This window comes from Pedococcus sp. P5_B7 (assembly GCF_054049895.1).
Window position 1 is genome coordinate 325918 of the sequence record NZ_JBFULM010000003.1, and the last position, 11631, is coordinate 337548.

Sequence of the window (11631 nt, forward strand, 5' to 3'; positions counted from 1 at the left end):
TGGCGTCGTGTCCACGATCGTCTTCCTCCACGCCCACCCCGACGACGAGGCCTCGCAGACGGCGGGCGCGATGGCTCGCGCCGTCGCCGAGGGCCACCGCGTCGTCACCGTGTTCGCCACGAACGGCGACCACGGTGAGCTCCCCGCAGCCGGGCTGCCCGACGGTGAGACGCTCGTCCACTGGCGGCGCCGCGAGGCCCAGGCCAGTGCCGACGCCCTCGGGGTGCAGCGGATCGAGTGGCTGGGCTACGCCGACTCCGGCATGACCGGGTGGGAGCAGAACACCCACGCGAACGCGTTCCACGGCGCCGACGTCGACGAGGCGGCCCGGCGGCTCGTCGCGATCCTCGACGAGGAGGACGCCGACGTCCTCGTGGGCTACGACTGGCACGGCGGCTACGGCCACCCCGACCACGTGAAGGTCCACCCCGTCGTGCACCGCGCGGCCGAGCTGGCCGCCCGTCGACCGCGGCTGCTCGAGTCGACGATGAACCGCGACATCGTCCGAGGGGTGTTCCAGGCAGCGGTGGCCGCCGGCGCCGGCGACCAGGCCTTCGACCCGGACAGCCCGATGGACGACGGCAACCCGCTCGGCACTCCCGAGGCCGAGATCACCTGGCAGGTCGACACCAGCGACTACCTGGTCCAGCGACGGGCCTCGCTGGAGGCGCACCGCAGCCAGGCCACCGACATCGAGGGCATGCTCTCGATGCCTGACGACTTCTTCGCGATGTTCTTCGGCCGTGAGCACTACCTCGAGCCCGGCATCGACGGGGAGGAGCACCCCACCATGCAGGTCGGCTGGCCGTTCGGTGGCTGAGCCCGCACCGTCTGCGGAGTCCCTCGGCCCCGGTGCCCTGCTGCGACGTCCCCAGGTCGCGCGCCTGCTCTTCTCGGCGCTGGCGGGACGACTGCCCAACGGCATGGTGCCGCTGGCCCTGGTCCTGTTCGCCCGCGACACCGGCAGCGGCTACGGGCGCGCGGGGCTGCTCACCGCGGCATACTCGCTCGGCTGCTGCCTGGGCGGGCCGGCGCTGTCGCGGGTGATGGACCTGCGCGGGCAGCGCCCGGCCCTCGTGCTCGGCGGGGTGGTGTCGTCCCTGGCGCTCGCGGTGCTGCCGTGGGTGCCGTCCGGTGGCGCGCTCGTCGTGGCCCTCGTGGCCGGGCTGTCGACTCCGCCGCTCGAGCCGGCGCTGCGGACCCTCTGGCCGTCGGTGCTGTCCCCGCGCCAGGTGCCCTCGGCCTTTGCGCTCGACGCGGCGGCTCAAGAGCTGATCTTCGTCCTCGGGCCGCTTGCAGTGCTGCTCGCCCAGGTCGGCGGTGACGGCGGCGGCCTCGTGGCCGCGGGCGTGGTCGGGCTGATCGGCACCGTCTCGTTCGTGGCGTCGCGGGCATCCGGCGCGTGGGTCCCCCCGGTGCACGAGGACCGCCACTGGCTGGGTCCGCTGCGCTCGCCCCGGCTGTGTGTCCTCTACTCGGCAATCGCGTTGGTAGGACTCACGATCGGCGTGCCGGCCGTGGCCCTCGTCGCCTACGCCGAGTCGATCGGCGACCGGGGGCTCGCACCCTGGCTGGTGGCTGCGAACGCCCTGGGTGCCCTGATCGGTGGCGTCGCCTACAGCCCGCTCGCCCCACACCGCGATCCGCGGCGTGACCTCCTGCTCGGGCTCGGTGTCCTCGTCGTCACGTATGCCGCGCTGGCCGTGGTCCCCTCGAACCCCTGGGTGATGGGGGTGCTCACCGTCGGCAGCGGCGTGGGCCTGCCCGCGGTGCTGACCTGTGTCTTCCAGCTGGTCGACCGGCTCGCCCCGTCCGGGACGACGACGGAGGCCTTCGCGTGGCTGATCTCCGCGTTCCTCGTCGGCTCGTCGGTCGGCGCTGCCGCGGCAGGTTCGCTGTCGGACGCCGGGCGGATCGGTGGCGCCTTCCTCGTGGCGGCGGTTGCCTCGCTGGCTGCGCTCGCGATCGCGCGCAGCGTCGTGCGGGGCGGCGTCGAGGACGCTGCCCTCACAGGTGCTTGAGCGCCTCGCGTCGGCTCAGCCCGCTCAGCCGGCCGTCGTACTCCGCGACCGTCGAACGCACCCAGTCCGGGTCGGTGCGGGCGTACTGACGCAGCGCCCATCCGATCGCCTTGCGGATCCAGAAGCTGGGGTCCTCGAGGTTGGGCTCGATGGCGGCTCGCAGCAGGCCGACGTCGGTGCGCTCCTTGAGGGTGAGCTGGCAGATGATCGACGTCCGCCGCAGCCACAGGTCCTCGTCCTCGATCCACTGCTCGACCGGCGGGGTGACCTCTGCCTTGTGGGACAACAGGATCGGTCCGATCCGGTTGCTCGCCACCTCGTCGACGTGGTCCCACCACGCGCCGGTGACGACCAGGTGTCGGTACAGCGGGAGGGTGTCCGGGTCCTGCCACGCGCGGTAGGCGCGCTGCCCGGTGAGGGCCGTCGCGGCATACCTCTCCTCGCGGTGGGTGGCGCCGTCCCAGAGGTCGCGCACCGCCCGCTCCCACTCCCCGCGCTCGGCGATCCGATGCGCCGGGTCGGCCAGGATCGGCCGCAGCAGCGCCTTCAGCTCGGGTGAGGTGATGCCGCAGTAGGGCATCTGCGACTTCATGTACGCCTGCTGGGTAGCGGCGCGATCCGGGTCGCCGGCCGCGGCGAGCGCTGTCCGGATCGCGGGGACGACGGGGTGTGTCACGGAGCCAGCATGCCCGTTCGCGCGTCACACTGTCGCCGTCGCACCGTCGTCGCACTTCTCAGGGGGAGTCCATGTCGCAGCCGATCCAGCAACCCGTCCAGCCGCCGCCCAAGCCGCCGGTCGTGCAGCTGCCCACGTGGGTCAACGTGGTCCTGGTGCTGATCCTGTTGGCGTCCTGCGGAGCTGCCAACGACGACGACCCCTACGTCGACACCGGGAGCATCTCCAACCAGGTGGTCAACCAGCTCCAGTCGCAGAACGGCTGGGGGACCCCCGACGGACCGGCCAGCGCTGCCGAGGTCGAGGACCTCTGCCGTCTCCTCGGTGCGGTGGCGGCCAAGGAGCAGGTGCCGCTCACGGTGATGGACCCGGACCAGCAGACGCGCTGCCGCGAAGTCGCCGGGGAGGCGGCGACGACGCCAACGTCCACGACGACGCCGACGACGACACCGACGACGCCCTGACCGCAGGCGGCCAGGGCGTCACAGGGTCTGTGCAGCGCGAGGTCAGTGCTGCGCGGGCGCCCCGGCGGTGGACGGCGTGCGGACCGCGAACGAGACGGCCACGACACCGAGGGCCAACACTGCTCCGACCGCGAAGCCCCAGCGGACCCCAGTGCTCAACGCGTCGAGGGGAGCGGCGCCGCCGACGGTGGCCGAGGCGGCCCGACCGGCCATCACGCTGACCACGATGGCGGTGCCGGCCGCGGCGGACACCTGCTGCAGCGACCCGAGGACGGCGCTGCCGTGGGCGTAGAGGTGCGGGGGCAGGACCGACAGGCCCGAGGTGAAGACCGGGGTGAAGACCAGCCCCAGGGAGGCCATCAGCGCGACGTAGTTGACCAGGAGCAGCCATGGCGAGGTGTCCGTGCCGACGAAGGTGAACAGGGCGAGCGTCGCTGCCATGACGATCGCGCCGGGCACCACCAGGCGCGGGGCGCCGAACCGGTCGTACGCGCGACCGACGACCGGTCCGAGCAGACCCATGACGAGCCCACCCGGCATCAGCAGGAGCCCGGTCATCAGGGTGCTGAGGTGCAGGACCTCCTGCAGGTAGAGGGGGAGCAGGATCATCGCGCCCATCATCGCCATGAAGGCCAGGCACATCACGCCGAGCGAGACGGCGAACGGGCGGAAGGTGAGGGTGCGCAGGTCGAGCAGGGCGCCGGCGCCACGCTGCAGGACGATCTGACGCCGCACGAACGCGGCAAGGGCGAGGACGCCGGCCGCGGTCACCACGGCCGGAGGAACGGTGTGCGTCGCGCGGCCGCCCTCACCCAGGCCGCTGAGGCCGTAGACGAGCGCCCCGAAGCCGATCGCCGACAGGACCACGCTGGGCAGGTCGATCCTGGTGCTGGTGGGCTCGCCGATGTTGACCAGCTCGCGCAGCCCCAGGCTGCCGACGACGCCCGCGATCGGCAGGACGATGGCGAAGATGAGCCGCCACGAGCCGAGCTCCAGCAGCAGGCCGGACACGGCCGGCCCGAGCGCCGGTGCGACCGACATGACGAGGGTGACGTTGCCCATCACCTTGCCCCGCTCCTGCGCGGGGACCAGCGTCATCATCGTCGTCATCAGGAGGGGCATCATCACCGCGGTGCCACTGGCCTGCACCCCGCGGGCAAGCAGCAGGACGCTGAAGGTCGGCGCCAGGGTGGCGAGGGCGGTGCCGGTGAGGAAGAGCCCCATGGCCAGGGCGTAGGCCGTGCGGGTCGTCACCCGCTGGAGGAACCAGCCGGTCGCCGGGATGACGACCGCCATCGTCAGCATGAACGCGGTCGGCAGCCACTGCGCGCTCGTCGCGGGGACGGCGAAGTCGCGCATCAGCCGTGGGATCGCGTTGACCATGATCGTCTCGTTGAGGATCACCACGAACGTCGACAGGGTCAGGATCCGCATCACCAGGGCGACGTTGACGTCGCTCACCGGTGGGGCATTGACGGCGTCGACATCGGCGGGCCTCGCCTCGGTGGTGCAGCTGGTGTCGCTCATGGGATGTCCTCGGTGGTGTGGGTGCTTCTGGCTGGGGTCTGCTGAGAACTGCTTCACCGGTACTGACCGAGGCCGGCACCAGAACTCATCGCGACCAGCTGGCCACCACCGCGTCGCGTCGGGTGACGAGGAGTGCGCGGGTCTGCGCGAGGAGGACCTCGGGCCGCCCCGTCGGGCGCAGCCGTGGCGCCCCCGGGGGAGCGACCAGCAGGTCGGCGCCCGGAGCCAGTCGCTCGAGCAGGGCCGACCCGCGACCCGCTGCTGAGGCCGGCACCCCGAGCCGTGGCCACAGGTCGCGGGCGAGCAGCCGCCCCTCTGGTCCGAGCAGCCCGTTGGCCTGGGCGCCCGCCCACACCAGCGCCCCCACGGCCGTGTCGTCGCGGGTACTCCGAGCGAGCATCCCCGGGTCGGCGACGAGAACCGCCTCCCACAGGCGACGCAGGGCTGCCCCCAGCTCCTGGTCGCCGAAGACGTCGACCGCGAGCCGGTCGCACTCCGCGCCGATCGCCCGGGCCCGGTCGCTGAGCGCGGGACCCAGGTCGGGCACGACGAGCGCCCGCTGCTCGAGCTGGCGGTCGTCGAGGGCGAGCAGGGCGGCACGCCCGCCGACCAGCGCCTCCAGCCACCGGAGCTCGGCGTCGCGCTGCTCGCCCTCCGTGGTCAGGGCAGCGGCCCTCCCGGCCCGGCCACTCGCGGCGCGCGGACGGACGGGACGCGCGATGTCGGCGCTCTCCTCCACCCAGTGGTCGGCCGGGAGTCCGTCGACCAGGACGAGGTGCGTGATGCGGGGACGGCGGCGGTCGGTCGCGGGGCTAGGTGAGTCGGTGCTGGCTGAAGGCATGGCCCCACGATGGCAGCGCGCCAGTCACACCTCGCCGGGATATCCACAGGCCTCGCCGCGGTGCGGCACGCGTGGGTCGCAGCCCCACGGCATACCACGAGTGGTATGCCGCGTGACTCAGGTGAGGTGCCGGCGGATCAGGCCGCGCCGTAACGCACCTGGGCGCGGGCGCGGGCCTTCGCGGCCTCGGTCTCGCGGTCCTTGGGGGGCGCGGTCGTGGTGAGGTGTTCGAGCAGGTGCTGGGTCGCGTGGGCGACCTCGGCCACCGCCTCGTCGAAGGCCGCTTGGTTCGCAGCACTCGGCTTGGTGCTGCCGCTGACCTTGCGGACGTACTGGAGCGCGGCGGCGCGGACCTCGTCGGAAGTGGCGGCCGGCTCGAAGTTGTGCAGTTGGCGAATGTTGCGGCACATGCCCTCAGGCTACGTCGCGGGCGCCGAGTGTGTCCTGCGTCATGTGGAAGACCCCGGGCGTGGACACGCCCGAAACTTTCTTGGGTCCACACCCCGTGGATCATGAAACCGCAGGTCAGCACCCCTGCGTCGGACGGACCGTCGCGAAATCCACAGGGTTATCCCCTGACTGTGCACAAGGGACCCGGGCGTTGCGCACACCTTGTCCCCAGCCTTTCCACAGGGCTGGTTTGAGCTGCGGGTCGGGCGGCCATACGTTGTGCCGATCACGGGTCCCGGTGGTGTCGGCGGAGGTTTGTCGGTGCCGACTGGTGTACTCGAATCACACAGGTGGAGTTCGTCGCCGGTGGCCGTCGAACGGCACCCGGTGGCGTCGAGGATTGTGACAGGGAGTTGCCCGAGTGTCCCTTGCGGAGCTGAGCACGAGTGCGTTCGGGAGCGGCGGCGATGGCCCCCCACCGAGCGACGAGCGTGTTCCGCCCCAGGACCTCCACGCCGAGCAGTCCGTCCTCGGCGGCATGCTCCTCTCCAAGGACGCGATCGCCGACTGCGTCGAAGGCCTGCGCGGCACCGACTTCTACCGGCCGGCCCACGAGCTGATCTACGACGCGATCCTCGACCTCTACGGCCGGGGTGAGCCCGCCGACGCGATCACCGTCTCCGACGAGCTGTCCAAGCGGGGCGACCTGCAGCGGGTCGGTGGCCAGGCCTACCTGCACACCCTGATCCAGGCCGTCCCGACCGCCGCCAACGCCGGCTACTACGCCGAGATCGTCAGCGAGCGGGCCGTCCTGAGACGGCTGGTCGAGGCAGGCACGCGCATCGTGCAGCTCGGCTACCAGCAGGGCAACGGCGACGTCGAGGACATCGTCAACGCCGCCCAGGCAGAGGTCTATGCGGTCGCCGACAAGCGGGGCGGCGAGGACTACCACGCGCTCGGCGACATCCTCGAGGAGACGCTGAACGAGATCGAGGTCGCCGCCGGGCGCACCGACGAGATGATCGGGGTGCCCACCGGGTTCATCGAGCTCGATGAGCTGACCCACGGCCTGCACCCCGGCCAGATGATCGTCCTCGCGGCACGACCCGCGGTCGGCAAGTCCACGATGGGGCTCGACATCGCGCGGGCCGCAGCGATCAAGCACAAGATGGCGACCGCCGTCTTCTCGCTCGAGATGAGCCGCTCCGAGATCACCATGCGGGTGCTCTCGGCCGAGGCCCAGATCCAGCTCCAGGACCTGCGCAAGGGCACCATCGGCGACGCGGGGTGGAAGAAGCTCGCGCGGATCATGGGCCAGATCACCGACTCCCCCCTCTTCATCGACGACTCGCCCAACATGTCGCTGATGGAGATCCGGGCCAAGTGCCGGCGGCTCAAGCAGCAGCACAACCTCAAGCTCGTCGTCATCGACTACCTCCAGCTGATGAGCTCCGGCAAGAAGGTCGAGTCGCGCCAGCAGGAGGTCTCGGAGTTCTCCCGTGCCCTCAAGCTGCTCGCCAAGGAGCTCGAGGTCCCGGTCATCGCCATCAGCCAGCTGAACCGTGGTCCCGAGCAGCGCACCGACAAGCGGCCGCAGATGTCGGACCTGCGCGAGTCGGGGTCCATCGAGCAGGACGCCGACATGGTCATCCTGCTCCACCGCGACAAGTCCGACCCCGGCCGTGAGGGCGAGGCCGACGTGATCGTGGCCAAGCACCGTAACGGTCCGACCAAGGACATCGTGCTGGCCTTCCAGGGCCACTACTCCCGCTTCGCCAACATGGCCCGCGACGGCTTCTGACCGTCCTCCTCGGGGTCGGGGGCGGCCACTAGGGCGTGGCGGTCACCACGAGGTCAGCGCGGGCTCGCGTTACTGCGACGAGGTCGGCATTCGCCTGGTCGACCCGCTCCACCCAGAGCGCAGCTGCGTCGGCCTCCTTGCCGAACTCCACATGCCGTGCCACCAGGCGTTCGACCCGCGTCGGCTCGTCGAGGTCGCAGTACCAGACCTCGTCCATCGCCTCTCGCACCCGGCGCCACACCGGCTCGTCGAGCAGCAGGTAGTTGCCCTCGGAGATGACGATCCGCGTCGTCGGAGTCACGGCGAGGGCGGCCGCGATCGGCTGTTCCAGGTCGCGCTCGAACCCCGGCGCGTAGATGGTCTGGGCGGTCTCGGTACGCACCCGCTCCAGCAGCGCGGCATACCCGGCGGCGTCGAAGGTCTCGGGTGACCCCTTGCGCTGACGCAGCCCCAGGCGCTCCAGCTGGGCGTCCGCGAGGTGAAACCCGTCCATCGGCACGTGCGCGACCCAGTCCGCGTCCACGCCCTCCAGTGGGTGGTCCGCGAGCTCGGCGAGAAGGTGACGCACGAGGGTGGTCTTGCCGGCCCCGGGCGCGCCGGTGACGCCGAGGACGGCGCGACCACGTCCTGAGGCAGCTGCCCTCGCAGCCAGACCACGCGCCCGCTCTGCGAGCACTGCGAGGTCACCCTCTTTGGCGTCGCCACCAGCGTTCCGCTCGCCACCTGTGCCCGCTCGAGAGGTCATGTCCCCTATGCCATCACACCGGGGTCGCGACGCCCGGGTGTCATCTCCAGGGCCCAGTCGAGTCTATGAGGGTGTCGAGACGACCGAGCGATGGGAAGAGACGTGAAGACTTGGCGTGACGAGTCGTCGAACGGATGGCTGGGGGATCGGATCGGGGAGTTCCTGACGGAGATTGCCACCGCGGAGATGGACCTGCCCCACATCGTGGTCTGCCGGGACTCGAGTGGATGCAACATGTCGTTTTCCGGCCCATATGGGAGCGCACTGGAGGCCATTGCCGCGGCTGAGTTCGAGCGGCGGATCGAGATCGAGGCCGCCGCAGGCGACACCCTCAAGTTCGAGGTCGCCGCGCTCTATCCGGCGCTTCCGAGGAAATGGAGCAGCCCGTAACGGGCCCGGCCGTCTGCCGCTGTGGTGTGCCCTGCGCCGGGCCTCCGCTAGGCCAATGTGACCTAGATCACATTCCGGCCGCGACACATTTTGGAGATTCAGCACTCCCTAAGGCGAGAACCGCGCGACGCGGCCGCCCCCTGTTCGAATGCTGATTGGACCCCTGCATGCCTGTCATGACCTTGACCCGCTCTGGCGGTCCGAGGGCTCGGGGCCGTTGGCCTCGGGTCGCGGCGATCGTGGCGCTTCTGCTGGTGTCTTCTGGCTTGTTCAACCCGGCGGCGCAGGCCTACCAGGTGGCGACCACGCCGGCGACCGTGGTGGGTGGCGTCGGTACCACGACCATGCCAGGGTCTGCCTTGACCACGTCGATCTCGGCGACGGGTCTGACGTCGGTGACCAGCGCGACCACCCTGGGTGGGCGAGGGTACGTCGCGAGCGACTACACCCCCGGGCTGGCGTCGACCACTCCTGCGGTCAACGTGCTGACTGACGCCATCAACAACTGTCCTGCCGTGGGCACCTGCTCCGGGCTGGGCACGATCACGATCAACTTCAGCCAGCCCGTGACCAATCCGATCCTCAGCCTCGCCGGCCTCGGTGGCGAGGTGCACTTCTTGGGGCCGGGGAACGTCGTGACCGGGATCTCTCAGCTGCACGACATCCTGACCTTGACCACGCCCGGGGTCACCCTGACTGACCTGAGCGGTGGCAACCTCGCCGTCTCAGGCAACCAGATCACCACGAACAACGACAACGCGTCCTATCGGTGCGAGACCACCGCCCAGTCAGATTCGGCGACCGGCACGACGCTCCCCTCGGCCGCGACCACCGCGGCGTGCGGCTCGGTGCGGGTGAGCGGGACGGTCACGTCGGTGACGTTCAGTGTCAGCGCGATCTTCACCCAGACGACGGCCGGCGTCCAGCCGCACACGGACAACAACGCGGCGGACCCGGGGCACAACCAGGACGGGTTCGCGATTGCGGTCACGGCGCCTGAGGACTTCGGCGACGCCCCCTCGTCCTACGACCAGGGCAACGCGGCCCGCGCGGTCCTGTCCGACGTCAAGCTCGGGTCCAGCGTCACCGAGGACAACGCCACCGTCGCCAACGGCACCGTCTCGCCGAATGCCAGCGCGACCGCCGCGCTGGACGGCGCCGACAACGGCGTCACCCTCGCCCCACTGACCACCGCGACGACCAGCTACAGCACCACGGTCGCCCTTTCTGGGGCCAGCAAGGCAGGCACTGTCTGCGGGTGGGTCGACTTCGACAAGGACGGGATCTTCGACAACCCCGCAGAGCGCGCCTGCGCGACCTTCGCCGCCGGCGCCACCTCCGCGACGCTCACCTGGACCGGCATCTCCGGCCTGACCACTGGAGACACGTACGCCCGATTCCGGGTCGGGTACAACGCCACCCAGACGCAGTCACCCATCGGCGCCGCAGACGCGGGCGAGGTCGAGGACTACCGGCTCACCATCGCCGCAACACCGTTCCCGTGCCTGACCCCGACCGTCTTCAATGCCAGCGGCACGCCGCTGACCCAGCTCTTCGCGCAGAACCAGTCCGCCACCGGGTCCACGTTCACCCCGATCGGTAGCCCGTCGACTCTTCAGTACAACGCCATCGGCTTCAACCCCGCCGACAACCTGATCTACGGCGTCTCCGTCGCCAACGGGCACCTCGTGCAGGTCGACTCGACCGGACTCGTCACGGATCTGGGCGCCATCACCGGCATCCCGGCCACTGAGCTGACCGGCGATGTGCTCACCGGGGCCTTTGACGCCGCCGGCAACTTCTGGGTCACGGCGGCCGGCGTCAGCGGAATCGTGTACCGGGTCAACCTGACCACTCGAGTGGCCACCCCGCTTGCCGGTCAGACCACGCCGTGGCGCGCGTTCGACTTCACCTACGCCAATGGCTTCATGTGGGGGATCTCAAGCAACTCCACCACCATGCTCCGGCTCAACCTCACGACTGGCGCGGTCAGCAGTTTTTCCGTTGCAGGGATCGTCCCGTTGGGTCAGTACGGGGCAGCCTGGACCTACGGCAATGGCAACCTCGGCTTCGACGCCAACAGTGGCGGCATCTACCAGATCGCCGTGACGAACCCCGCGGCCGCAGCACCGACATTCAGCCTCGTCTCCACCGGCCCCGGCCCAGCCTCCAACAACAACGACGGCACGTCCTGTACGCCGGGCCCGGTGGACCTGATGATCGCCAAGACCGGTCCGGCGACGGTGCTGCCCAATGGCCAGGTGTCCTGGACGCTGACGGTCCACAACAACGGCCCCAACATCAGTTCGGGCTGGGTGGTCGATGACGTCGTGCCTGCGGGGTACACCAATGTCGCGTCCAGCACGCCGGGATGCGTCGTCACCGGCAACGCCATCCGATGCCTCGGTGGCATCCTCGCGGTGGGAGCCGACGCGACCATCACCATCACGGCCACGGCGCCCGGGACACTGGGATGCATCGTGAACACGGCCTCTGTGCTGGGGAATGAGGCCGACCCGACAGCAACGAACAACACTGGCACGTCAACCACCTGCGTTGCCCAAAACCCCGGCCTGACCCTGGTGAAGTCCGCCACGATCAGCACCGACACCAACAACGACGGCCTGGCCGGCGTCGGTGACCAGGTCACGTTCTCCTTCACCGTGGCCAACACCGGCGACGTCACCCTGACCTCGGTCGGCGTGGCCGACCAGCTGGTCGCCCCGGCCGGCCCGGCCGTGACGGTCACCTGCCCGGGCACCACCCTGGCCCCGGG

The 11631-nt window shown here is 70.5% G+C and carries 11 protein-coding genes; 6 read left to right on the forward strand and 5 right to left on the reverse strand.

Annotated features, from left to right (window positions below):
• Nucleotides 1–7: 7 nt before the first annotated feature.
• Nucleotides 8–820: a PIG-L deacetylase family protein gene (locus tag ACXJKD_RS10610; RefSeq protein ID WP_457254494.1), complete on the forward strand. Its 813-nt coding sequence runs from the start codon at nt 8–10 to the stop codon at nt 818–820.
• Nucleotides 813–2021: an MFS transporter gene (locus ACXJKD_RS10615; RefSeq protein ID WP_457254495.1), complete on the forward strand. Its 1209-nt coding sequence runs from the start codon at nt 813–815 to the stop codon at nt 2019–2021. Before ACXJKD_RS10610 ends, ACXJKD_RS10615 begins: the two co-directional genes overlap by 8 nt.
• Here ACXJKD_RS10615 and ACXJKD_RS10620 read toward each other — a convergent pair.
• A complete protein-coding gene (locus ACXJKD_RS10620; RefSeq protein ID WP_457254496.1) occupies nt 2008–2697 on the reverse strand; it encodes a DNA alkylation repair protein in 690 nt (229 codons plus the stop codon). The genes ACXJKD_RS10615 and ACXJKD_RS10620 overlap by 14 nt on opposite strands.
• 71 nt (nt 2698–2768) lie before the next feature.
• On the opposite strand from ACXJKD_RS10620, the gene ACXJKD_RS10625 reads away from it, so the two are divergent.
• On the forward strand, nt 2769–3161 hold the full coding sequence (locus ACXJKD_RS10625; protein ID WP_457254497.1) for a hypothetical protein: 393 nt from the start codon (nt 2769–2771) through the stop codon (nt 3159–3161).
• Between the two features lie 42 nt (nt 3162–3203).
• Here ACXJKD_RS10625 and ACXJKD_RS10630 read toward each other — a convergent pair whose 3' ends face one another.
• The 3 genes from ACXJKD_RS10630 to ACXJKD_RS10640 all read right to left on the reverse strand — a co-directional run bounded on the left by ACXJKD_RS10630 (nt 3204) and on the right by ACXJKD_RS10640 (nt 5939).
• A complete protein-coding gene (locus tag ACXJKD_RS10630; protein ID WP_457254498.1) occupies nt 3204–4688 on the reverse strand; it encodes a DHA2 family efflux MFS transporter permease subunit in 1485 nt (494 codons plus the stop codon).
• 85 nt (nt 4689–4773) lie between these two features.
• A complete protein-coding gene (locus ACXJKD_RS10635) occupies nt 4774–5529 on the reverse strand; it encodes a hypothetical protein (protein ID WP_457254499.1) in 756 nt (251 codons plus the stop codon).
• A gap of 137 nt (nt 5530–5666) precedes the next feature.
• Nucleotides 5667–5939 carry a DUF2277 domain-containing protein gene (locus tag ACXJKD_RS10640; RefSeq protein WP_457254500.1) on the reverse strand — a complete coding sequence of 91 codons (273 nt, stop codon included), beginning with the start codon at nt 5937–5939 and terminating at the stop codon, nt 5667–5669.
• A gap of 401 nt (nt 5940–6340) precedes the next feature.
• Between ACXJKD_RS10640 and dnaB the strand changes: the two genes are divergently transcribed.
• Nucleotides 6341–7720 carry a replicative DNA helicase gene (gene dnaB / locus ACXJKD_RS10645; protein ID WP_457254501.1) on the forward strand — a complete coding sequence of 460 codons (1380 nt, stop codon included), beginning with the start codon at nt 6341–6343 and terminating at the stop codon, nt 7718–7720.
• Nucleotides 7721–7748: 28 nt separating this feature from the next.
• Here the strand turns inward: dnaB and ACXJKD_RS10650 are convergent, their stop codons facing one another.
• On the reverse strand, nt 7749–8465 hold the full coding sequence (locus tag ACXJKD_RS10650; RefSeq protein WP_457254502.1) for a nucleoside/nucleotide kinase family protein: 717 nt from the start codon (nt 8463–8465) through the stop codon (nt 7749–7751).
• Between the two features lie 90 nt (nt 8466–8555).
• Between ACXJKD_RS10650 and ACXJKD_RS10655 the strand changes: the two genes are divergently transcribed.
• Together ACXJKD_RS10655 and ACXJKD_RS10660 are read left to right on the forward strand one after the other, a co-directional pair.
• On the forward strand, nt 8556–8855 hold the full coding sequence (locus tag ACXJKD_RS10655) for a hypothetical protein (RefSeq protein ID WP_457254503.1): 300 nt from the start codon (nt 8556–8558) through the stop codon (nt 8853–8855).
• 359 nt (nt 8856–9214) lie between these two features.
• Nucleotides 9215–11631 (forward strand): DUF6923 family protein (locus tag ACXJKD_RS10660; RefSeq protein WP_457254504.1); only part of this gene is annotated, 2417 nt, incomplete at its 3' end.